The sequence below is a fragment of the Streptomyces sp. NPDC039465 genome (assembly GCF_055639315.1).
Window position 1 is genome coordinate 163,973 of sequence record NZ_JBVKAP010000005.1, and the last position, 22,236, is coordinate 186,208.

A 22,236-nucleotide genomic window follows, 5' to 3' on the forward strand; every position below is an offset into this window, starting at 1 on the left:
CCATCCGGATGACCGGGTGGCCGGCTGAAAACTCTCACTAGGACCCGGAGAGAGCAATGCCTCCCAAGAAGAAGAAGGTCACGGGGCTTATCAAGCTCCAGATCAACGCCGGCGCCGCCAACCCGGCGCCGCCGGTCGGCCCCGCGCTGGGTCAGCACGGCGTCAACATCATGGAGTTCTGCAAGGCCTACAACGCCGCGACCGAGTCGCAGCGTGGCATGGTCGTGCCGGTGGAGATCACGGTCTACGAGGACCGTTCCTTCACCTTCATCACGAAGACTCCGCCGGCCGCCAAGCTGATCCTCAAGGCCGCAGGTGTGGACAAGGGCTCCGGCGAGCCGCACAAGACCAAGGTCGCCAAGCTCACGGCCGACCAGGTCCGCGAGATCGCCTCGGTCAAGCTGCCCGACCTGAACGCCAACGACCTGGACGCCGCGTCGAAGATCATCGCCGGCACCGCCCGTTCCATGGGCATCACGGTCGAGGGCTGATCACCCCCCTTGTGACCTTGTGGTAGGACCAGCGCTGGTCCGCACCACGACTCCACACCTGCCACGCGGCGGCAGCCGCATGGTGTTACTGCACAGGAGAAGAAGTGAAGCGCAGCAAGGCTCTCCGCGGCGCGGACGCCAAGATCGACCGGGAGCGTAACTACGCCCCCCTCGAGGCCGTCCGTCTCGCCAAGGAAACCGCAGCCACCAAGTTCGACGGCACCGTCGAGGTCGCCTTCCGCCTGGGTGTCGACCCGCGCAAGGCCGACCAGATGGTCCGTGGCACCGTGAACCTTCCGCACGGCACCGGTAAGACCGCCCGGGTCCTGGTCTTCGCGACCGGTGACCGTGCCGAGGCCGCGCGTGCCGCGGGCGCCGACATCGTCGGCTCCGACGAGCTCATCGACGAGATCTCCAAGGGCCAGCGCCTGAACGAGTTCGACGCCGTCGTCGCCACCCCGGACCTCATGGGCAAGGTCGGCCGCCTCGGCCGCGTCCTCGGCCCCCGTGGTCTGATGCCGAACCCGAAGACCGGCACCGTCACCCCCGATGTCGCCAAGGCTGTGAACGAGATCAAGGGCGGCAAGATCGAGTTCCGTGTCGACAAGCACTCGAACCTCCACTTCATCATCGGCAAGGTTTCCTTCGATGACACGAAGCTGGTCGAGAACTACGCGGCCGCGCTGGAGGAGATCCTCCGCCTGAAGCCGTCCGCCGCGAAGGGCCGCTACATCAAGAAGGCGACCCTCACCACCACGATGGGTCCCGGCATCCCGCTGGACTCCAACCGCACCCGCAACCTCCTCGTCGAGGAGGACCCGGCCGCGGTCTGAGCCCCTATGGCTCGCTGAGTGGCCACGACGGGCCTTCCGCCCCCTCACGGGGCGTGGGAGGCCCGTCGTGCTGTGTCTTTCGGGAAAACTCCCACGGCTCCTACCAGGGCCTTCGCCCGATTTGCTTCGGATCGGCGTCATCGCGTACAGTTCCATCGAAGCCAAAGACCGCTGGTCGTTGCTGTGCCCGTGAGGGTGCGGTGGCCGAAGGATTCGCTGAGATGCGAACGACCCGCGCAGGTGACAGTGGAAAAGTTCCCGGATCGTATGACTCGGTTGAGCTGAGCCCCGTGCGCCTGCGCCCGGGGCGTTTTGTTTTGTTAGCCCCTTCTGAGCGGTCCTCATCACCCGGAAGGAGGCCGACGCTCTATGGCAAGGCCCGACAAGGCTGCCGCGGTAGCCGAGCTCAAGGACAAGTTCCAGAGCTCGAGCGCCGTCGTGCTGACCGAGTACCGGGGTCTCACCGTGGCCCAGCTCAAGACGCTGCGCCGTTCGCTCGGTGAGAACGCCCAGTACGCCGTGGTGAAGAACACGCTGACCAAGATTGCGGCCAACGAGGCCGGGATCACCACGCTCGACGACCAGTTCACCGGTCCGACGGGCGCTGCCTTCATCACCGGTGACCCGGTGGAGTCGGCCAAGGGTCTTCGTGACTTCGCCAAGGACAACCCCAACCTCGTCATCAAGGGCGGTGTCCTTGACGGCAAGGCGCTGTCCGCCGACGAGATCAAGAAGCTTGCGGACCTCGAGTCCCGCGAGGTTCTGCTCAGCAAGCTGGCCGGTGCCTTCAAGGGCAAGCAGTCCCAGACTGCCTCGCTCTTCCAGGCGCTGCCGTCGAAGTTCGTCCGCACCGCGGAGGCGCTTCGCGTCAAGCTCGCCGAGCAGGGCGGTGCCGAGTAATTCGGCTCGCGCAATGATCAGCGCCGCCTAGGCGGCGCGGGTCGCAGCGGGCCGAACGTACGCCCGCCTCACATGTACATCCGGCACCTGCCGAATTAGTGGAAGGATCGCCCATCATGGCGAAGCTCTCTCAGGAAGACCTGCTCGCGCAGTTCGAGGAGATGACCCTCATCGAGCTCTCCGAGTTCGTGAAGGCGTTCGAGGACAAGTTCGACGTCACCGCCGCTGCGGCCGTCGCCGTCGCCGGCCCCGCGGGCCCGGCCGCCACCGCCGAGGCCGTCGAGGAGAAGGACGAGTTCGACGTCATCCTCACCGGCGCCGGTGACAAGAAGATCCAGGTCATCAAGGTCGTGCGTGAGCTGACCTCCCTGGGTCTGAAGGAGGCCAAGGACCTCGTCGACGGCACCCCGAAGCCGGTCCTCGAGAAGGTCGCGAAGGACGCCGCGGACAAGGCCAAGGAGGCCCTCGAGGGCGCCGGCGCCTCCGTCGAGGTCAAGTAAGACCTCGCGAGTCTGCTGACTCTTCCTGAGCGCCGTACAGGCGCTTGCCAAGGGCGATCACCCATCCGGGTGGTCGCCCTTCGGCGTATCCGGGGACGTAGGTGGTGGCTGTCTTGCGCCCGCCGCCGGGCGGAGTATGGTGATCTTCGCCGTGCGCCCCGCCAGCCGGGGGGCCTTGACGAACCGCACGCAGCGCGCAATTCTCAGGACGCGTCGTCACAACGATCCGTATCCGAGGCATGGATCGACGACCGAACGGGCAGTATCGATGTGCGCCACACGGCGCGAGGTACCGCGGAGTTGAGAACAACGAGGGTCTTGAGGAACTCGCCCTGGACATCAGTGGGCCAAGTGGCTACACTGACCCTTTGCGCTGCCTGTTAGCTGCCCCCTGCCCGTCACCAGGGGCATCCCCTCGCAAGAGCATCGTTGGCCGAACGGCCCTGACCTGGTCTTTTGATCAAAATCAGGAACGTTTGTCTCCGTGCCCCGCTAGGGACCGGTACGCGCGTAGTGAGTCCGAGCCCTCGGAAGGACCCCCTCTTGGCCGCCTCGCGCAACGCCTCGACCAATACGAACAACGGCGCCAGCACCGCCCCGCTGCGCATCTCCTTTGCAAAGATCAAGGAGCCCCTCGAGGTTCCGAACCTCCTCGCGCTGCAGACCGAGAGCTTTGACTGGCTGCTCGGGAACGCCGCCTGGAAGGCTCGTGTCGAGGCAGCTCTTGAGTCGGGACAGGACGTCCCCAGGAAGTCCGGTCTTGAGGAGATCTTCGAGGAGATCTCGCCGATCGAGGACTTCTCCGGGTCGATGTCGCTGACCTTCCGCGACCACCGTTTCGAGCCGCCGAAGAACTCCATCGACGAGTGCAAGGACCGTGACTTCACGTACGGCGCCCCGCTCTTCGTGACCGCCGAGTTCACCAACAACGAGACCGGCGAGATCAAGTCTCAGACGGTCTTCATGGGCGACTTCCCGCTCATGACGAACAAGGGCACCTTCGTCATCAACGGCACCGAGCGTGTCGTCGTGTCGCAGCTCGTCCGCTCGCCGGGTGTTTACTTCGACTCCTCCATCGACAAGACGTCCGACAAGGACATCTTCTCCGCCAAGATCATCCCGTCCCGGGGTGCCTGGCTGGAGATGGAGATCGACAAGCGCGACATGGTCGGTGTCCGCATCGACCGCAAGCGCAAGCAGTCCGTCACCGTTCTGCTGAAGGCGCTCGGCTGGACCACCGAGCAGATCCTGCAGGAGTTCGGCGAGTACGAGTCCATGCGCGCCACCCTGGAGAAGGACCACACCCAGGGCCAGGACGACGCGCTGCTCGACATCTACCGCAAGCTGCGTCCGGGCGAGCCCCCGACGCGCGAGGCCGCTCAGACGCTGCTCGAGAACCTCTACTTCAACCCGAAGCGCTACGACCTCGCGAAGGTCGGCCGCTACAAGGTGAACAAGAAGCTCGGCGCCGACGAGCCGCTGGACGCGGGTGTCCTCACCACCGACGACATCATCGCGACCATCAAGTACCTGGTGAAGCTCCACGCGGGCGAGACCGAGACGGTCGGCGAGAACGGTTCGCAGATCGTCGTCGAGACCGACGACATCGACCACTTCGGCAACCGTCGTCTGCGTAACGTCGGCGAGCTCATCCAGAACCAGGTCCGTACGGGTCTGGCTCGTATGGAGCGCGTCGTGCGTGAGCGCATGACCACCCAGGACGTCGAGGCGATCACGCCGCAGACCCTGATCAACATCCGGCCGGTCGTCGCCTCCATCAAGGAGTTCTTCGGCACCAGCCAGCTGTCGCAGTTCATGGACCAGAACAACCCGCTGTCGGGTCTGACGCACAAGCGTCGTCTCTCGGCGCTGGGTCCCGGTGGTCTGTCCCGTGAGCGGGCCGGCTTCGAGGTCCGAGACGTGCACCCGTCCCACTACGGACGTATGTGCCCGATCGAGACCCCCGAAGGCCCGAACATCGGTCTGATCGGTTCGCTCGCCTCGTACGGCCGCGTCAACGCGTTCGGCTTCGTCGAGACGCCGTACCGCAAGGTCGTCGAGGGCCAGGTCACCGACGAGGTCGACTACCTGACCGCCGACGAGGAGGACCGCTTCGTCATCGCGCAGGCCAACGCCGCGCTCAACGACGACCTGCAGTTCACCGAGGCCCGTGTCCTGGTCCGCCGCCGTGGCGGCGAGGTCGACTACGTCTCCCCGTCGGACGTGGACTACATGGACGTCTCGCCGCGCCAGATGGTGTCGGTCGCGACCGCCATGATCCCGTTCCTCGAGCACGACGACGCCAACCGTGCCCTCATGGGCGCGAACATGATGCGTCAGGCGGTGCCGCTGATTAAGTCGGAGGCCCCGCTCGTCGGTACCGGTATGGAGTACCGCTGTGCCACCGACGCCGGTGACGTCATCAAGGCCGAGAAGGACGGTGTGATCCAGGAGGTTTCGGCCGACTACATCACCGTCGCCAACGACGACGGCACGTACACCACGTACCGCGTCGCGAAGTTCTCCCGCTCCAACCAGGGCACCTCGGTCAACCAGAAGGTCGTCGTCTCCGAGGGCGACCGGGTCATCGAGGGCCAGGTCCTCGCCGACGGTCCGGCCACCGAGAACGGTGAGATGGCGCTCGGCAAGAACCTGCTCGTGGCGTTCATGCCGTGGGAGGGTCACAACTACGAGGACGCGATCATCCTGTCGCAGCGCCTCGTGCAGGACGACGTCCTCTCCTCGATCCACATCGAGGAGCACGAGGTCGACGCCCGTGACACCAAGCTCGGCCCCGAGGAGATCACCCGGGACATCCCGAACGTCTCCGAGGAGGTCCTCGCGGACCTGGACGAGCGCGGCATCATCCGGATCGGTGCCGAGGTCGTCGCCGGCGACATCCTGGTCGGCAAGGTCACCCCGAAGGGTGAGACCGAGCTGACCCCGGAGGAGCGCCTGCTCCGCGCGATCTTCGGTGAGAAGGCCCGTGAGGTCCGTGACACCTCGCTGAAGGTGCCGCACGGCGAGACCGGCAAGGTCATCGGCGTCCGCGTCTTCGACCGCGAGGAGGGCGACGAGCTTCCCCCGGGCGTGAACCAGCTGGTCCGCGTCTACGTCGCCCAGAAGCGCAAGATCACCGACGGTGACAAGCTCGCCGGCCGTCACGGCAACAAGGGTGTCATCTCCAAGATCCTCCCGATCGAGGACATGCCGTTCCTCGAGGACGGCACCCCGGTCGACATCATCCTCAACCCGCTGGGTGTCCCGTCCCGAATGAACCCGGGACAGGTCCTGGAGATCCACCTCGGCTGGCTCGCCAGCCGCGGCTGGGACGTCTCCGGCCTCGCCGACGAGTGGGCCCAGCGCCTCCAGGCGATCGGCGCCGACCAGGTCGCCCCCGGCACCAACGTCGCGACCCCGGTCTTCGACGGTGCCCGCGAGGACGAGCTGGCCGGTCTGCTCCAGCACACCATCCCGAACCGCGACGGCGAGCGCATGGTGCTCCCGTCCGGCAAGGCGCGCCTGTTCGACGGCCGCTCCGGCGAGCCGTTCCCGGACCCGATCTCGGTCGGGTACATGTACATCCTCAAGCTCCACCACCTGGTCGACGACAAGCTGCACGCCCGGTCGACCGGTCCGTACTCGATGATCACCCAGCAGCCGCTGGGTGGTAAGGCCCAGTTCGGTGGCCAGCGATTCGGTGAGATGGAGGTGTGGGCGCTCGAGGCTTACGGAGCCGCCTACGCTCTCCAGGAGCTGCTGACCATCAAGTCCGACGACGTCACCGGCCGCGTGAAGGTCTACGAGGCCATCGTCAAGGGCGAGAACATCCCTGAGCCCGGCATCCCCGAGTCCTTCAAGGTGCTCATCAAGGAGATGCAGTCCCTGTGCCTCAACGTGGAGGTGCTGTCCTCGGACGGCATGTCCATCGAGATGCGCGACACCGACGAGGACGTCTTCCGCGCAGCGGAGGAGCTCGGTATCGACCTGTCCCGGCGCGAGCCGAGCAGCGTCGAAGAGGTCTGACGGGAGTCCGGTGGGGGGCTTGGTAACGAGCCCCCCACCGACCCCGGGACCCCCATCAGACCATTTGAGACTCAACCCTGAGAGGGATTGACGCATAGTGCTCGACGTCAACTTCTTCGACGAGCTGCGGATCGGCCTGGCCACCGCGGACGACATCCGACAGTGGTCCCACGGCGAGGTCAAGAAGCCGGAGACCATCAACTACCGCACCCTCAAGCCCGAGAAGGACGGACTCTTCTGCGAGAAGATCTTCGGTCCGACCCGGGACTGGGAGTGCTACTGCGGCAAGTACAAGCGTGTCCGCTTCAAGGGCATCATCTGTGAGCGGTGTGGCGTCGAGGTCACCCGCGCCAAGGTGCGCCGTGAGCGGATGGGCCACATCGAGCTGGCCGCTCCCGTCACCCACATCTGGTACTTCAAGGGCGTCCCGTCGCGTCTGGGCTACCTGCTGGACCTGGCGCCGAAGGACCTCGAGAAGGTCATCTACTTCGCCGCGTACATGATCACGTTCGTCGACGACGAGCGCCGTACGCGTGACCTGCCGTCGCTGGAGGCTCACGTCTCCGTCGAGCGTCAGCAGATCGAGAACCGCCGCGACGCCGACCTTGAGGCCCGCGCCAAGAAGCTCGAGACCGACCTGGCCGAGCTCGAGGCCGAGGGTGCCAAGGCCGATGTGCGCCGCAAGGTGCGCGAGGGCGCCGAGCGTGAGATGAAGCAGCTGCGTGACCGTGCGCAGCGCGAGATCGACCGTCTCGACGAGGTGTGGAACCGCTTCAAGAACCTCAAGGTCCAGGACCTGGAGGGCGACGAGCTCCTCTACCGCGAGCTGCGTGACCGCTTCGGCACGTACTTCGACGGTTCGATGGGTGCCGCGGCGCTGCAGAAGCGCCTGGAGTCCTTCGACCTGAACGAGGAGGCCGAGCGCCTCCGCGAGATCATCCGTACCGGCAAGGGCCAGAAGAAGACCCGTGCGCTCAAGCGCCTCAAGGTCGTCTCCGCGTTCCTGCAGACCAGCAACAGCCCCAAGGGCATGGTGCTCGACTGCGTGCCGGTCATCCCGCCGGACCTGCGTCCGATGGTGCAGCTGGACGGTGGCCGCTTCGCGACCTCCGACCTGAACGACCTGTACCGCCGTGTGATCAACCGCAACAACCGCCTCAAGCGTCTCCTTGACCTCGGTGCCCCCGAGATCATCGTGAACAACGAGAAGCGGATGCTGCAGGAGGCCGTCGACGCGCTGTTCGACAACGGCCGTCGTGGTCGCCCGGTCACGGGCCCCGGCAACCGCCCGCTGAAGTCCCTCAGCGACATGCTGAAGGGTAAGCAGGGTCGATTCCGTCAGAACCTGCTCGGTAAGCGAGTCGACTACTCGGCGCGTTCCGTCATCGTCGTCGGCCCGCAGCTGAAGCTGCACCAGTGTGGTCTGCCCAAGGCCATGGCGCTGGAGCTCTTCAAGCCGTTCGTGATGAAGCGCCTGGTCGACCTGAACCACGCGCAGAACATCAAGTCGGCCAAGCGCATGGTCGAGCGTGGCCGCACCGTCGTGTACGACGTCCTCGAAGAGGTCATCGCCGAGCACCCGGTGCTGCTCAACCGTGCGCCCACGCTGCACCGCCTCGGCATCCAGGCCTTCGAGCCGCAGCTGGTCGAGGGCAAGGCCATCCAGATCCACCCGCTCGTCTGCACCGCGTTCAACGCGGACTTCGACGGTGACCAGATGGCCGTCCACCTGCCGCTCTCCGCGGAGGCGCAGGCCGAGGCCCGCATCCTGATGCTGTCCTCGAACAACATCCTCAAGCCGGCCGACGGCCGTCCCGTCACCATGCCTACCCAGGACATGGTGCTGGGCCTCTTCTTCCTCACCACGGACGAGGAGGAGCGCGAGGTCAAGGGCGAGGGCCGGTCCTTCGGCTCCACCGCCGAGGCGATCATGGCGTTCGACGCCCGGGAGCTCTCGCTCCAGGCGAAGGTCGACATCCGCTTCCCGATCGGCACCGTCCCGCCGCGCGGCTGGGTTCCCCCGGTCGCCGAGGAGGGCGAGCCCGAGTGGCAGCAGGGTGACTCGTTCCGTCTGCGGACGACCCTGGGCCGCGCGCTCTTCAACGAGCTGCTGCCCGAGGACTACCCGTTCGTCGACTACTCCGTCGGCAAGAAGCAGCTCTCCGAGATCGTCAACGACCTCGCCGAGCGCTACCCCAAGGTCATCGTGGCGGCGACGCTCGACAACCTGAAGGCGGCGGGCTTCTACTGGGCGACCCGTTCCGGTGTCACCGTGGCCATCTCCGACGTCGTCGTTCCCGAGGCGAAGAAGGAGATCGTCGCCGGGTACGAGGCGCAGGACGAGAAGGTCCAGAAGCAGTACGAGCGCGGTCTGATCACCAAGGAAGAGCGCACGCAGGAGCTCATCGCGATCTGGACCAAGGCGACCAACGAGGTCGCCGAGGCGATGAACGCGAACTTCCCCAAGACGAACCCCATCTTCATGATGGTTGACTCGGGTGCCCGAGGAAACATGATGCAGATGCGGCAGATCGCCGGTATGCGTGGTCTGGTGTCGAACGCGAAGAACGAGACCATCCCGCGTCCGATCAAGGCCTCGTTCCGTGAGGGCCTCTCCGTGCTCGAGTACTTCATCTCGACCCACGGTGCCCGTAAGGGTCTCGCCGACACCGCCCTGCGTACCGCCGACTCGGGTTACCTGACCCGTCGTCTGGTGGACGTCTCGCAGGACGTGATCATCCGCGAGGAGGACTGTGGCACCGAGCGCGGTCTGAAGCTGAAGATCGCGGTCAAGGGCGAGGACGGTGTCCTGCGCAAGACCGAGGACGTCGAGACCTCCGTCTACGCCCGGATGCTGGCCGAGGACGTCGTCATCGACGGCAAGGTCATCGCCCCGGCCAACGTGGACCTCGGCGACGTGCTCATCGACGCGCTGGTCCAGGCCGGTGTCGAGGAGGTCAAGACCCGCTCGGTCCTGACCTGTGAGTCGGCCGTCGGCACCTGTGCCTTCTGCTACGGCCGCTCGCTGGCCACCGGCAAGCTGGTCGACATCGGTGAGGCGGTCGGCATCATCGCCGCCCAGTCCATCGGTGAGCCCGGTACCCAGCTGACGATGCGTACCTTCCACACCGGTGGTGTGGCCGGTGACGACATCACCCAGGGTCTGCCCCGTGTCGTCGAGCTCTTCGAGGCTCGTACGCCCAAGGGTGTCGCCCCGATCTCGGAGGCGGCCGGCCGCATCCGGATCGAGGAGACCGAGAAGACCAAGAAGATCGTCGTCACCCCGGACGACGGCACCGACGAGACGGCGTACCCGATCTCGAAGCGTGCCCGTCTGCTGGTGGGCGAGGGCGACCACGTCGAGGTGGGCCAGAAGCTCACCGTGGGTGCCACCAACCCGCACGACGTGCTGCGCATCCTCGGCCAGCGGGCCGTCCAGGTCCACCTGGTCGGCGAGGTCCAGAAGGTCTACAACTCGCAGGGTGTGTCGATCCACGACAAGCACATCGAGATCATCATCCGGCAGATGCTGCGCCGCGTGACGATCATCGAGTCCGGCGACGCGGAGCTGCTGCCGGGCGAGCTCGTGGAGCGCTCGCGCTTCGAGACCGAGAACCGTCGTGTGGTCACCGAGGGCGGTCACCCCGCCTCCGGCCGTCCGCAGCTGATGGGTATCACCAAGGCCTCGCTCGCCACCGAGTCGTGGCTGTCGGCGGCGTCCTTCCAGGAGACGACCCGGGTTCTGACCGACGCGGCGATCAACGCCAAGTCGGACTCCCTGATCGGCCTCAAGGAGAACGTCATCATCGGTAAGCTCATCCCGGCCGGTACGGGTCTGTCCCGCTACCGCAACATCCGGGTCGAGCCGACCGAGGAGGCCAAGGCCGCGATGTACTCGGCCGTCGGCTACGACGACATCGACTACTCGCCGTTCGGCACCGGCTCCGGCCAGGCCGTTCCGCTGGAGGACTACGACTACGGTCCGTACAACCAGTAAGCGAGCAGCTTGACCGAAGGGCGGTCACCCCGAAGCCGGGGTGGCCGCCCTTCGGCGTGTTCAGCGGCCGGCGGCCTGCCAGAGGCCGAGCATCAGCCCGGCGCTCGCCACCAGCGCGGTGACGCTGGCCAGCGGCCAGCGTGAGCGCTCCAGGGCGTCGAGGCGGACCTCGTGGTCGGCGAGCTGTTTGTCGGTCTGGTCGCTGCGCTGCACGAGCAACGCGAGCTGGCCGTCGACCCGGGCGAACCCGGCCTCCAGCGTGCCGCGCAGCCGTTCCAGTTCCAGCGCGACGGTGACCGGGTCGCCCGGATCAGACTCGGTCATCCGCGGCTCCCGGGGACGTGGCGGCGGACGGGTCCTCGCTGCGGAGCCAGGACGGCAGCAGTCGCTGCACGACCGGCAGCGCCATCACACGGCTCAGCGCGCCCGCGACGGCGAGCGCCCCGGCGACCCACGGGAGGCTGGCCGGGACGCCGGAGGCGTCGACGACGGCCGGCAGGACGACCGCGATGGCGACCGCGGTCTGCAGGATCGTGCGGGCCGTGCGCTTGGCGGCATCGGACATGGGGGGCTCCTTAGCGGGTGTACGGGACCTTGAGGGCGTTCCAGGAGGCATGGCCGGGGATGCCGTCCGCGTCGGAGCCGCGGAAGCCGAGCTTGCGCTGCCACTTGGCGTAGCTGCGCCGGTCGGCGTCGGTCCAGCGGGGGCCGGGCCCGACGCCGTACGCCGAGCAGCCCTCGGCGACCAGTCGGCGTCCCATCGCGGTGATCACCGGGGAGCTGGTGGCGCCGGTGAAGAAGTCGCGGCCGGGAAACGGCTGGTAGCGGGGGGTTTCCCGGGCCTGCGGCGTGGTGCCGGCCGTCGTGGCCTTGGTGGGGGCGGCGCCGAGGCGGGTGGCGATCCGGTTGCGCATCGAGGGCATGGTGAAGCCGCGCGGGTCGCTCTTGTGGTCCGACCACTCCAGGTGGCCGATGACGGACTTGGCGCCCCAGCCGTGGGCGCGGCAGATCGCCGCCGACGCCCGCTCGATCGCGTCGAGCTGCTCGGCCGGCCAGGGGTCGGCGCCGTCGCCCAGGTTGATGCACTCGAAGCCGTAGAAGCGGGCGTTGCCGTCGACGGCTCCTGCGCTGCCCTGGTGCTCGTTGGTGGCCGGCGGCTTCTCGCCGTAGCTCTCGGCGATGACGGCCTTGAGGACGTCCGGGTCGCCGCCGCCGGCGTGGTTGGCGCGGCCGTTGCCGACGAGGTGAACGGTGCCGTCCTTGGCGATGACGCCGTGGCAGAGCGGCCCGGGCAGCTGGTCGTAGCCGTTGTAGCAGAGCTCGACGGAGGCTTCGGTGCCGCTGGAGACGGTGTGGTGGATCATCACGCCGTTGACCGGGCCCCAGGCGCCGATGTGGTTGCGGTTGTGGGTGCGCCAGCCTTCGTGTTCGACGACGGTGACGCCCTCGGCGCGCAGCGCGGCGAGGAGTTGGTCGGCGGTCAGGGGAGTGGCCATAGGAGGCTCCTTTCGGAGAACGAAAACGCCCCGTGCCGGTCGGCCGGCACGGGGCGGTGGTGCGATGGAGGGAACGGTCAGGACAGCGCGGCCCAGATGGCGTTGGAGTCGGCGATCACGGTGGACGGGGTGAACGACGCGGGCAGCGCGGTCTGGCCGGTGGTGGGGAGCCGGCCGTGGCGGATGAACGCACCGGGCATCCGGGCGCTACCGCCGGGCGCCTCGCCCATGGAGGCGCCGCGCATGAAGGCGGGGCCGTTGGTGTTCGGGCTCGGGCCGTTGACCAGCAGGGCCACCCAGTAGCTGCCGGGGGCGGCGTTGTACTGGGCGGTCAGCGGCAGGACGAACGTCCTGCCCTCGGTCGCGGACAGGGCCGTGTTCAGCGCCCCTGTCTGGCCGACCTTCACACCGGCGCTGGTGTACAGACCGGCGAAGGAGGTGGCGGCGAGGGTGCCGCCCACGTACCCGGGCACGTAGAACACCACGTTCTTGACGGTGGTGGCCGAGTGCAGCGGGATGCCGATCAGGTAGATCCAGCCGTTGATGCAGTACTGCACCGAGTTGGCCGAGGACGCCGCCGGGTCGAACGCCCAGCCCGAGAAGCCCATCGACGCCGGCGACCAGGTGCCCGCGGCCGAGACCGCGTCCACGTAGCCGCGCCGGGCCAGCTGGTTCGCGGTCGTCGGGTTCGCGGCGGTCGACGGAGGCGTGGCGAAGGTCTTGGCGCCGTTGACCGTCTGGTCGCCGGTGAGCAGCACTCCGGCGTCCGCCGCGACCGCGGAGACGTCGGCGGCGGTCAGCTGGACCGCGCCCGCCTGGCCGTTGACGGTCTTGACCGGGGCCGCGTTGATGCCCAGGTAGCGGAGGTCACCGGCCGCCGGGGTCAGCGCGCCGAGCTCCGCCGCGGTGAGGTTGACCACGCCGGTGTGCCCGTTGACCGAGGCGACCGCGCCGCCGGTGGCCGGCAGCTGCGCGGCCGGCACCTTGCCGTCGGGGCCGAGGGCCGCGACACCGCCGGCCACGCCGACCTTGTTCGCGGCGACGGCCGAGACGTCGGTGGCGGTGAGGGTGATGTCAGGGGTCGTACGCCCGTTGACGGAGCGGACCGGGCCGGCCGGACCGGCCGGGCCCATCTGGCCGGCGGGCCCGGGTGGACCGGGGACGGCGACGTAGTTCGGGGTGTTGGGGTCGGCGGGGGCCGAGTCGGCCAGGTCGACCGTCGGCTGGGAGGCCGGCAGGGCGATCTGGTACGACCGGATGCGGCCGAGGCCGCCGAGCTTCTCGGTCACCTGGTACGTCCAGTCGACCGGGTTCCAGCCGGGGGCGTCGGTGGCGGGCAGCACCACGCTGATGCGGCCCTCCCCGTCGAGCCGGGCGACGGTCGGGCCGCCGACGAAGACGTCGGCGGTGGAGTGGGTGAGCAGGGACGGCGGGCGGAACTCGACGGATCCGCTCATGGGGGTGCCGTCCGGGGTCAGGTAACGGGCGCTGACACGGACGGTGGGAATGGACGGGGGGAGCACGGAGGGTCTCCTTCACAGGTTCGGGTGCGGTGCCTGGCCGACGGAGGCGCGGGCTGAAGGGGGGCGGGTCCCGCCCCGGCGGACCGGTCCTCGGTCCGGTGGGGTGCCCGGCGCCACGCGGGTGCGTGGCGCCGGGCGGGGAGGGTGCGGTCCGCGGAAGTACGGTCCGCGGGGCGGGACCCGGGATCAGGACTGGACGCCGTACAGCGCGAGCGGGCGGCAGCGGACCGTGTCGCCCGCCGCCGCGACCTTCGCCTGGACCTCGAAGGTGACCGTCGCGCTGAAGCCGGCGCCCAGGGACTCCGTGAACTCCAGGTCCGCGCCGGGACCGCCGACGGGCCCCAGCGGGGAGCCGTCGACGAGGAGGCGGACCTCGGCGCCCGCGCTGCCCTGGACGGCGATCCGGGCGTACAGCCGCGGATGCTGGGAGATGGCCGGACCGCTGTAGAGCGTGGTCCAGTCGATGTTGCCGGTGGACTCCCAGCGGGCCTGGTCGACCGGCCGGGGCAGCGGATAGGGGAGGTACGGGCGGGCGAGCCCGCGCTGGGCGGCGTCGTCGGCGACGACGACGTTGCCCCGCCGGTCGAAGATCTGCACCGGCTGGGTGTCCAGCTGCTCGGGGGCCGCGGTCCGCACGGTCAGGGCCAGCGAGCCGTCGTCCCGGCGGATCATCAGGCCCTGCTGCGGCTTGTCCGGGCCGCGGTCCGGCTGGACCCGGCCCATGTGGATCAGGTCCTCGCCGTCGGCGGTACGGACCCGCAGCCGGCCGCCGTCACCGATGACGACCTCGCCGTCATTGATCTGGTTGAGGGCCGGTGTGGTGTTGGCGCTGCCCATCAGCTCCCGGATCTGCCGTTCCAGGGTGCGGATGCGGTCCAGCAGATCGGTGGGGATGATCGCCAAGGGTTACACCCCTTCCAGGTAGAGCGTGGCCGTTTCCGGCTTGGTGCGCTGCGGAGGATTCACGGCGAGGCCGACGATGCGGTACTGCGTGTCGAGCCCCTCCTGGTGCCACAGGTCCCGGATCCGCAGCCGGATCCGGGCGCCCAGCAGCGCGGGCGTGATCCGGCCGTCGAGGACGACGGTCAGTTCCGGGATGAGCTCAGGACGGCGCTGGCGCGCCAGCTCGGCCTTGGCCAGGGAGCTCAGGGTGGCCGTGTTCTTGACCCCGCTGTGGTCCGAGGTGCGCTCGAGCCGCGGCCAGCCACCGACCAGATCGGCCTGGTCCCACTCCATGACCGTGAGCGGCACGGAGTCCTTCGCCTGGTCGGTGTTGTCCGACTCACCGCGGGCCACCCAGACGTTCGCCTGCACGGTGGAGTCCGTGGGCAGGCTGTACGTCAGGATCGAGCCCGGATGATCCAGGACGATGTCGGCCTGGCTGGACTCGATCCGCGGATGGCCCAGCTGGAGCCGCTTGACCCGGCGGCCCTGGCCGTCGCGGTAGCAGTGGATCCGCCACTCGAAGCCGTCGGCCAGCTGGGCGAGCTTGTCGAGTAGCTCCCTGACCCGGGCCAGCGCGGTGTAGCCGGCCGCGAAGTCGCGGCGTACGCCGGACATTTCGGCGCCCAGGCTGATGCCGATGTCGCCGCCCTCCTGTTCCTGGGCGTGCGCCACCAGGGAGCGGGCGATGTCGAACTGGTCGGCCTGGACGAGCATCACATCGGCCGAGAGGATCCGGTGGTCCAGATACGAGTCGAAGGTGCCCGCCTGGAACTGCACGGTCATCCGGCCCTGTTCGTCGGTGGCGGGGGTGCAGGTCCACAGCACCCCGCCCCACCAGATGTCCCCGTCCCGCTCCAGCCAGACCGCGGTACGGCCGGGCTGGAGAGCTTCCTTGGCGCGCGCGGCGAGGGCGGGCTCGGGCAGCGGGACGGTCGCGGACAGCGATCCCGACTTGCCGATGAAGTCGTCGTACTTGGCCTCCGTGAGCGGCAGGACGTCGAGGACCTGGTCGGTGCGCAGGTCGCAGAAGATCGCCCGGTAAGCGGGCGTGATGACGGCTCGGCTCATGGGGCGGCTCACAGCATCGGGTCGACGCGGATGAACCGGTTGTCGATCCAGGCGTTGTTGCTGGTGGCCGACGAGATGTACGCGCCGACGGCGTCGTAGACGGTGTGCGGCTTGAGGCCGGTGATGCGGAAGGTGTGCATCACGGACATGCCCATCTTGCCGGTCGCGATGGCGGCCCGCTCCTCGTCGGCGGGGACGACGACGGCGCCGTTCAGCCGGATGTTGACCGACATCCGGGACCAGCCGGCGTCGACCGGGCTGCTGCCGTGGTACCCGACGGTGACAAGCACCGCGCCGGAGACCGGCGTGGTGAACGAGGCCGAGATGCCCGGACCGGTGGTGTCGGTGATCGTCTCCACCCAGGTGACGGACTTGCAGTAGCCGCCGTCGTTGTTGTACGCCCAGCCGGTCGCGGGCACGATCGGGCGCCAGACCGTACCGTCCCAGCGCTGCAGCTTGCCGCCCTCGTCGCGGTACTGGCCGACGTACTCACCGTTCGCCAGCGTGCCCTGCGGGGCGATGCCGCCGATGTGCCGCGGGTAGGAGACCCAGCGGGTGCCGTCCCAGCGCTGGAGCTGGGTGGCGTTGTCGCGGTACTGGCCGGTGTAGCCGCCCTTGGTGTCGCGGTTCCAGGACTCGGCGAGGATGCCGCCCGCCGCCACGGTGGTGTGGCGCAGGTCGTACACGGCCTTCGTCCAGTCCAGACCGCCGGTGCCGACGGACGCGCCGGCCGGGACGTTGACCTGGGCCAGCGCCAGGGCGCCGTCCGGGACCGGCTGCGGCTTGGGGTTGGGCTCGGGGGCGCCCTTGAGGATCTCCAGGACGGCCTCGGTGCGCCCGGAGACCGGGTCGAACTGGGCGTCGTACACCCGCAGCAGGACCAGGTCGACGCGCGGGTTGTTGGCGTCGCCGTCGTCGAAGGTGATCTGGGTGTAGTCGGTGAGGACGACCGGGTAGGCGCCGGCCGCGGCGGGGCCCTGGATGACGGCCCGGCCCGGGGCGACGTTCGCGGTCATCCCGGCGGTGTCACCGTAGACGTACAGGGCGTCCATGATGTACCGGCCGTCCTTCGACCCCGGGATGATGCCGGAGGCGCTGGTCAGGGCGCCGGTGGGGGCCATGGTGCCGGTGGGGGCGAGCCGGGTGTCGGTGCGGGACTGGCCGGACTCGGTCGTGGTGCGGTTGATCAGCCATGCGCTGCGTACGGGCATGAGGTCCTCCTGGAATATGCGGTGCGGGAAGTCGGTGCTGCGGGGCCGGTCACCAGTGGGAGTCGCGCCAGCGGACCGTGACCGAGGCCCGGGGGTCGGGTGTCGCGTCGTTGGAGCGGAAGGCGAGCGAGGTACGCCCGGGCTCCAGCCGGAACAGCTGCTCGGGCGTCGAGGCCGGGGACGCCGTGTAGAGCCGGGACGCCGTGCCGTTGAGCAGGACCGTGCCCGCCTCGGTGTCGACGGTGAGGACCTCACCCGCGCCGAGCGCGATGTCGTACTGGAGCTGGCGGCCGTCGCTGAGCCGGCTCAGCGTCGGGCGGCGTACGGGACCGCGGAACTCGATCAGCGGGTGCGTGGCCGCGCCGCCCTCGTTGACGGCGGTGAAACTGCCGGCCTCGGCGTCGCCGCCCCAGTCCAGCGGCCACGACAGCCCGCTGCCGGTCTCGTTGTCCCAGCTCAGACCGGGTTCGGGCACCGGCAGGACGGCCTGGCCCTCGCGCAGCGTGGTGCTGAAGCGGCGCGGGTCGGTCGCCGTCCACTGCAGGCTGGCCTTGCCCAGGCCCTGCCGGACGTACGCCCGGTCCTGCGGCACGACCCGGCGGCTGACCCGGGCCCGTACCGCCAGGGTCTCGCCGTGCAGCCGCACCGCGAGCCAGCGCTCGCCGCCCTCGGGGCCGGTGGCCGCGCGGAAGGCGAGGCTGGTCTCCAGCGCCTGGGCGACGGTGGCCGGCGCCAGCCAGACGGTGGCGGTGACGAGCCGGGGCTGCGCCCAGACGGCGCCGGGCCAGGCGCCGTGCTGGTCGGGGCGGGGCACGTCACCCGTGTCGAGGGTGGGCAGGTCGTCCCAGCCGGTGATGCCGGAACGGTCGATCTCGTACGGAGTGCCGGGGCCCATCAGCAGTCCGGCCCACTGGATCTGCCCGTCGCGGGTGATCAGTGAGCCGGGTGCGGTCTCGTCCGTGTATGCGATTGTGGTCTCGGCCATGACGGGCCGTCACCTCACTTTCATCAGGCCGCGCTCAGGCCGCGGTCAAGCCGCGGTCCGGTGCAGGAACAGCAGGTCCTCGGCGATGGCGAGGGCGCTGCGGCCCTCCGGTTCGCGGTACGTGTGCAGCCGGGCGCGGTGGGACGGGGGGCGGATGGCGCCGCGCGCCCGGTGCGCGGCCTCGGCGGGTCGCAGCCGGTCCAGCGAGGACAGCGGCCGTACGGCGGAGGCGTTGTCGCGCGAGGGGTCGACGATGCCGCCCTCGGCCAGCTGCGGGATCTTGTCGAGCTCGACGCCGAACTTCTTGCCGAAGAACTCACCGCTGAGGCTGTTGAGTCCGTCGATGACCCAGTTGGCGAAGGCGATCAGGCCCTTGATGGGGCCGGTGATCACGCCCGCCAGCGTCTGCAGGCCGGTGGACATGAAGTCGCCGATGCCGCCGAGGGTGTTCGACGTGGCGTCCTTCACCTTGGTGAACTGCTCGGGGATCTTCTTGGTGATCCAGTCCAGGGTGGGCTGGATCGCGGTCTTGAACGCGTTCCAGGGCCGCCGGACGAGGTTGCTGAGCGCCTCGGTGGCCCGGGAGATGCCGCCCTTGGCCTTGCCGAAGTCACCGGAGACGGCGGCGCCGACGACCTCGACGACGGTCGTCATGATGACGCCCATGGCCTTGAAGTAGGTGCCGATGATCGTGCCGTAGAAGGTGACGACCGGGCCCAGGAACTTGATGATCTCCTGGAAGATCTTCAGGACGTGGTCGAAGACCTGCTTCATGATCTTCTGGCCGGTCTCGGTGTTCACGGCGTAGGTGATGATCGCCGCCAGGAGGGGGACGATCAGCCCGGCGAGGAACCCGAGCGGGTTGGCGCGCATGGCGACGTTGATGCCGGTCATGACGCCGGCCGCGAGGGTGAGGCCGGTGCCGAGGACGGACATGATCCGGGAGATGGGCCCGGTGGCCTTGCCGAGGAGCCCGGCGATCTTGCCGAACGAACCCGCACCGGACGCCACCGACTTCAGCGGGGCCGCTGCACCCTTGGCCTTGCCGGCGCCGCCCTTGAGCTGCGTCCCGGCGCTGCCGGCGGTCCGGCCGACCTTGGTGAGGGACTGGCCGGCGCCGTCGGCCCGGGCCTTGATCTGCTGGACCTGGGTGGCGGCGGAGGAGGCGGAGGAGCGGACGCGGTCGACGGCGGAGGTGCCTCGGGTGACGCCGCTGCGGTAGGCGTTCAACGCCCGTGTGGCTGCGCGCACATGACCCTGGAACAGCTTCGCGGCGTTGGGCAGCCCCCGCAGGTGGGGCATCGCCCGGTTCACGGAGACGACCAGGGCGGTACTCATCCGCGGGCCTTCGACAGGAACAGCAGGGCGGAGGCGGTCTCCCGCAGGTCGCTGGAGGACGCCTCGTAGTAGTGCTCGATCTGGAAGCCGTGCGTGGCGCCCGCACCGGCGTTGACCGCCTGGGCGCGAGCGGCGCGGGCCGTGTGGCGCAGCAGCCGGTCCAGCTTGGACAGCGGCAGCACGGCCTCGGCCTCACCGGCCTCGGCGACGATGGCGTGGACACCGCCGCGGCGCGGCTGGACGACACCACCCTGGGCGAGCTGCGGGATCTTCGGCAGGCTGACGCCGAAGGTCTTGCCGCCGACGAAGGGGACCCAGCCGGGAATCGAGACCTTGATGCCGTTGAGCTTGCCGATCGCGCCGTTGATCAGCCCGATGACGGCGTTGATCGGGCCCTTCACGGCGCCCTTGATCTTGTCGAACGCCTTGCCCGCGATGTCCTTCAGGCCGCCCCAGATGCTGGACAGCTTGTCCTTCACGGCCGTGAAGGCCTTCGGGACGACGTCCTTGATCCAGTTCACGACCGGCATGATGATGTTCTTGATGCCGTTCCAGACGGTGGAGATCACGGACTTCACGCCGTTCATCACCGAGGTGATGACCTTCTTGATGGCGTTGAACGTCGTGCTGATCACCTTGGACACGGCGTTGACGACGACCGTGATCGCCTTCTTGATGCCGTCCCAGACCGTCTTGATCAGCTTGCCGGCCGCCTTCATGATCGGGCCGACGGCCTTCATGACCGTGCTGATGACCTTCTTGATCGCGTCGAAGGCGACCTGAAGGACCTTCTGCATGGTCTTCGAGCGGGTGGCCATCTCGACCACCTTCTCGATGAGCGGCATGAACAGTTCCATGAGGCGGGCGAAGATGTTGCCCTTCATGGACTTGTTGAGGCCGTTCATTCCCTTGGACGCGTTGTCGGCGCCCTTCTTGAAATTGCCGATCTGACTGCCGCTTGTGGTGCCGGTCTTCCCGGCCTTCGCTAGGGACTTGTCGGCCTTGTCGGCGGCGGACTTGAGGTTGTTCAGTTCACGCGTGGAGCCCTGTGCGGCGCTCCGTATGTTCTTGAGGCCCTGCTCACCGCGGGTGGCGCTGCTGCGGAGTCCGCTGAGCGCGCGGTCGGTGGCAGTTGCTTTTGACTGGAAATCCTTGAATGAATTGGACGCTCTGCCGAGAGAGCTGACGAGAGACATGGGCCACCAGGTTTCTGTGGATTAGCCGGTGGTGCGAGTTGCGCCGTCCCCGGCCCGGGTGAAGTCGTTCACGGCGCGGGTCGCCCCCTGAATGGGCCCGGTCGCCGCGCGAGCGCCGTCGCCGACAGGACGTACCGGGTCGGAGGCCGGGCGGGGTGTCCGGGGCGGCGTACGGCCTCCGGCGGGCGGGGTGCGTCCGGCGGGACCTCCGGCAGGTGGGGTGGGGGTGGGACGTCCGGCGGGTCGAGTGGGAGGGGGATCGCCTCCGTCGCCGGGCGGTGTGTTGCGAGCGGCTCGCTGCCGTTCCTCCTCGGCACGTCGTGCTTCCTCGGCCCGCCGTCGTTCTTCGTCCCGCCGCTGGAGACGCTCCTCCGGGGATTCCCACCGCTGCTCGGGCGGCAGGCTCTCGCGCCGTTGGTCCGCCTGGCGGGCGAGCTCGGCCCCCATCCGTTCCTGCTCGGCCCTTTCCCTCTCCTGTTCCCGTCTCGCCGCGGTACTGGGACGCATGAGAAAGCCGTTTTCGCTGTAGTCCCACCCGTACTTGTTCTTCATGAGCTCTTCCAAGCTCCAGAACGACGGGAAGGCAGCATTGAAGATCGCCCAGCCGGTGACGATCGGCACGAGCTCGGCCTTGAGGCTCGTCATCTCCGACTTGAGGAAGTTGAGCTCGGTGGGGACCCACCAGGTCCAGTCCTTGACCGGTTTTTCTTCCTCGGCTTTTTTGTCGTCCTCCGCTTTCTTCAGTTCGGCCTTGTGCGCGTTGATCGCGGCATCGATCTTCTCGGAGACGTCCTTGGATGTCGTGACACCCTTCGTCTCCTTCTCGATGCCGTGCTCGGCCAGCTTCTTTTCTAGTTCTGCTTCTGTGATGAAATCCTCGGCCACTTGGGTCCTCCCGTACGTGGCGTGAGTTGTAGACTGCGCGCGGTTCCAGTGGGGCGGGCGTGTTCGGGGGTTTCATGAATCTGGCGATGTCGGGTCCTGCGGTCGCCTCTGCGGCCATCGGGTTCCTTTGTCTTCCGCTGGCGGCACTGGTCCTGGTATCCCTGCCGCGACAACTGCGTGACAACCGGCTGAAGCGGCGCGGGGTGGAGACCGAGGCCGTCTGCCGGGAGCACATCAGGACGAGCGGGATCACCGTCCATTACGTCCGGTGCACGTTCCAGCAGGAAAACGGGACCCCGATGGCCGTAAGGATCAACAGCCCCAAGCCGGTCCCCGAGGTGGGGCAGACCTTCAGGCTCGTCTTCGATCCACAGAAGCCGACGGATGCGGCGTCGGCCCAGTACCTCGCCACCCGGGAGACAAAGCTCGGCTATGCCTTCCAGGCGGCGTTGGCGGTACTGGTCACCGTCGCCGTACTCCTGGCCACCGTCTTCAGCTGAAGAAGCCCGCCAGTTCCAGCGCGCTCGGCTGTTCCGGCTCCGCGGCCGGCTGCGGAGCCGACGGAGCCGGGGTCGCATCGGCCGACGCGTCACCCGGCCTCGGTACCGGCACCGGGCGCTCCGGCGGCTCGGAGTCCTCGTCCGAGTGGACGGAGGCGAACATCCAGTTGGCGGCTGCCAGGTGGTCGACGACCGCTGCCAGCAGGTAGTCCGAGGTGGACCACTCCGCGGCCTCGCCGTCGGTCTCGCTCAGCAGCGCGCTGTCCCGGGGCATGTGCTTGATCAGCACCGAGAGCCGTCGGGTGGACAGCTCGCCGCGGTACCAGTCCAGCAGGTCCACGC

Annotated in this window: 19 protein-coding genes; 7 read left to right on the forward strand and 12 right to left on the reverse strand. The window is 68.6% G+C overall.

What is annotated here, in order from left to right:
- The first annotated feature begins 56 nt into the window (after positions 1-56).
- The 6 genes from rplK to ACZ7LT_RS18700 all read left to right on the forward strand — a co-directional run bounded on the left by rplK (position 57) and on the right by ACZ7LT_RS18700 (position 10,747).
- Positions 57-491, forward strand: coding sequence for a 50S ribosomal protein L11 (rplK, locus tag ACZ7LT_RS18675; RefSeq protein WP_399614372.1), 435 nt, complete (start codon positions 57-59; stop codon positions 489-491).
- A gap of 104 nt (positions 492-595) precedes the next feature.
- Entirely contained in the window at positions 596-1,324 is a 729-nt protein-coding gene (gene rplA / locus ACZ7LT_RS18680) for a 50S ribosomal protein L1 (RefSeq protein ID WP_471237144.1), read from the forward strand.
- A 369-nt stretch (positions 1,325-1,693) separates the two neighbouring features.
- Complete coding sequence (rplJ, locus tag ACZ7LT_RS18685) at positions 1,694-2,224, forward strand: 50S ribosomal protein L10 (RefSeq protein ID WP_019888708.1); 531 nt, start codon at positions 1,694-1,696, stop codon at positions 2,222-2,224.
- 116 nt (positions 2,225-2,340) lie between these two features.
- Positions 2,341-2,724: a 50S ribosomal protein L7/L12 gene (rplL, locus tag ACZ7LT_RS18690; RefSeq protein ID WP_471237145.1), complete on the forward strand. Its 384-nt coding sequence runs from the start codon at positions 2,341-2,343 to the stop codon at positions 2,722-2,724.
- Positions 2,725-3,267: 543 nt separating this feature from the next.
- A complete protein-coding gene (rpoB, locus tag ACZ7LT_RS18695) occupies positions 3,268-6,750 on the forward strand; it encodes a DNA-directed RNA polymerase subunit beta (protein ID WP_471237146.1) in 3,483 nt (1,160 codons plus the stop codon).
- Between the two features lie 97 nt (positions 6,751-6,847).
- Positions 6,848-10,747, forward strand: a complete 3,900-nt coding sequence (locus tag ACZ7LT_RS18700) for a DNA-directed RNA polymerase subunit beta' (RefSeq protein WP_471237147.1) — start codon at positions 6,848-6,850, stop codon at positions 10,745-10,747.
- 60 nt (positions 10,748-10,807) lie between these two features.
- Here ACZ7LT_RS18700 and ACZ7LT_RS18705 read toward each other — a convergent pair whose 3' ends face one another.
- The 11 genes from ACZ7LT_RS18705 to ACZ7LT_RS18755 form a co-directional block, all read right to left on the reverse strand.
- Positions 10,808-11,071, reverse strand: a complete 264-nt coding sequence (locus tag ACZ7LT_RS18705) for a hypothetical protein (protein WP_471237148.1) — start codon at positions 11,069-11,071, stop codon at positions 10,808-10,810.
- Positions 11,058-11,312 (reverse strand): hypothetical protein, encoded by a 255-nt coding sequence (locus tag ACZ7LT_RS18710; protein ID WP_471237149.1) that lies wholly within the window; start codon positions 11,310-11,312, stop codon positions 11,058-11,060. The genes ACZ7LT_RS18705 and ACZ7LT_RS18710 overlap by 14 nt, the downstream gene beginning before the upstream one ends.
- Positions 11,313-11,322: 10 nt before the next feature.
- Positions 11,323-12,243 carry a peptidoglycan-binding protein gene (locus tag ACZ7LT_RS18715; RefSeq protein WP_471237150.1) on the reverse strand — a complete coding sequence of 307 codons (921 nt, stop codon included), beginning with the start codon at positions 12,241-12,243 and terminating at the stop codon, positions 11,323-11,325.
- A gap of 77 nt (positions 12,244-12,320) precedes the next feature.
- A complete protein-coding gene (locus tag ACZ7LT_RS18720) occupies positions 12,321-13,766 on the reverse strand; it encodes a phage tail protein (RefSeq protein WP_471237151.1) in 1,446 nt (481 codons plus the stop codon).
- Positions 13,767-13,952: 186 nt separating this feature from the next.
- Positions 13,953-14,669 (reverse strand): hypothetical protein, encoded by a 717-nt coding sequence (locus ACZ7LT_RS18725; RefSeq protein ID WP_471237152.1) that lies wholly within the window; start codon positions 14,667-14,669, stop codon positions 13,953-13,955.
- A 3-nt stretch (positions 14,670-14,672) separates the two neighbouring features.
- On the reverse strand, positions 14,673-15,779 hold the full coding sequence (locus tag ACZ7LT_RS18730; RefSeq protein WP_471237153.1) for a hypothetical protein: 1,107 nt from the start codon (positions 15,777-15,779) through the stop codon (positions 14,673-14,675).
- Between the two features lie 8 nt (positions 15,780-15,787).
- Positions 15,788-16,990 carry a hypothetical protein gene (locus ACZ7LT_RS18735; RefSeq protein ID WP_471237155.1) on the reverse strand — a complete coding sequence of 401 codons (1,203 nt, stop codon included), beginning with the start codon at positions 16,988-16,990 and terminating at the stop codon, positions 15,788-15,790.
- A gap of 49 nt (positions 16,991-17,039) precedes the next feature.
- On the reverse strand, positions 17,040-17,975 hold the full coding sequence (locus tag ACZ7LT_RS18740) for a phage distal tail protein (RefSeq protein ID WP_471237156.1): 936 nt from the start codon (positions 17,973-17,975) through the stop codon (positions 17,040-17,042).
- A 45-nt stretch (positions 17,976-18,020) separates the two neighbouring features.
- Entirely contained in the window at positions 18,021-19,313 is a 1,293-nt protein-coding gene (locus ACZ7LT_RS18745; RefSeq protein ID WP_471237157.1) for a tape-measure protein, read from the reverse strand.
- A complete protein-coding gene (locus ACZ7LT_RS18750) occupies positions 19,310-20,509 on the reverse strand; it encodes a phage tail protein (RefSeq protein ID WP_471237158.1) in 1,200 nt (399 codons plus the stop codon). The genes ACZ7LT_RS18745 and ACZ7LT_RS18750 overlap by 4 nt, the downstream gene beginning before the upstream one ends.
- A 21-nt stretch (positions 20,510-20,530) precedes the next feature.
- The gene (locus tag ACZ7LT_RS18755; protein WP_471237159.1) at positions 20,531-21,394 is read right to left on the reverse strand and encodes a hypothetical protein; all 864 of its coding nucleotides are present in this window, start codon (positions 21,392-21,394) and stop codon (positions 20,531-20,533) included.
- 74 nt (positions 21,395-21,468) lie between these two features.
- On the opposite strand from ACZ7LT_RS18755, the gene ACZ7LT_RS18760 reads away from it, so the two are divergent.
- Entirely contained in the window at positions 21,469-21,894 is a 426-nt protein-coding gene (locus tag ACZ7LT_RS18760; protein WP_471237160.1) for a hypothetical protein, read from the forward strand.
- Here ACZ7LT_RS18760 and ACZ7LT_RS18765 read toward each other — a convergent pair.
- Positions 21,887-22,234, reverse strand: a complete 348-nt coding sequence (locus tag ACZ7LT_RS18765; RefSeq protein ID WP_471237161.1) for a hypothetical protein — start codon at positions 22,232-22,234, stop codon at positions 21,887-21,889. The genes ACZ7LT_RS18760 and ACZ7LT_RS18765 overlap by 8 nt on opposite strands.
- Positions 22,235-22,236: the final 2 nt, after the last annotated feature.

Excerpts from the sequence above, each read along its gene's own strand:
- ACZ7LT_RS18710 (WP_471237149.1), bottom strand. The coding sequence starts at position 11,312 with ATGTCCGATGCCGCCAAGCGCACGGCCCGCACGATCCTGCAGACCGCG.
- ACZ7LT_RS18740 (WP_471237156.1), bottom strand. The coding sequence starts at position 17,975 with ATGGCCGAGACCACAATCGCATACACGGACGAGACCGCACCCGGCTCA.
- rplJ (WP_019888708.1), top strand. The coding sequence starts at position 1,694 with ATGGCAAGGCCCGACAAGGCTGCCGCGGTAGCCGAGCTCAAGGACAAG.
- ACZ7LT_RS18735 (WP_471237155.1), bottom strand. The coding sequence starts at position 16,990 with ATGCCCGTACGCAGCGCATGGCTGATCAACCGCACCACGACCGAGTCC.
- ACZ7LT_RS18760 (WP_471237160.1), top strand. The coding sequence starts at position 21,469 with ATGAATCTGGCGATGTCGGGTCCTGCGGTCGCCTCTGCGGCCATCGGG.
- ACZ7LT_RS18715 (WP_471237150.1), bottom strand. The coding sequence starts at position 12,243 with ATGGCCACTCCCCTGACCGCCGACCAACTCCTCGCCGCGCTGCGCGCC.
- ACZ7LT_RS18750 (WP_471237158.1), bottom strand. The coding sequence starts at position 20,509 with ATGTCTCTCGTCAGCTCTCTCGGCAGAGCGTCCAATTCATTCAAGGAT.
- ACZ7LT_RS18730 (WP_471237153.1), bottom strand. The coding sequence starts at position 15,779 with ATGAGCCGAGCCGTCATCACGCCCGCTTACCGGGCGATCTTCTGCGAC.
- rplL (WP_471237145.1), top strand. The coding sequence starts at position 2,341 with ATGGCGAAGCTCTCTCAGGAAGACCTGCTCGCGCAGTTCGAGGAGATG.
- ACZ7LT_RS18745 (WP_471237157.1), bottom strand. The coding sequence starts at position 19,313 with ATGAGTACCGCCCTGGTCGTCTCCGTGAACCGGGCGATGCCCCACCTG.
- ACZ7LT_RS18705 (WP_471237148.1), bottom strand. The coding sequence starts at position 11,071 with ATGACCGAGTCTGATCCGGGCGACCCGGTCACCGTCGCGCTGGAACTG.
- rplK (WP_399614372.1), top strand. The coding sequence starts at position 57 with ATGCCTCCCAAGAAGAAGAAGGTCACGGGGCTTATCAAGCTCCAGATC.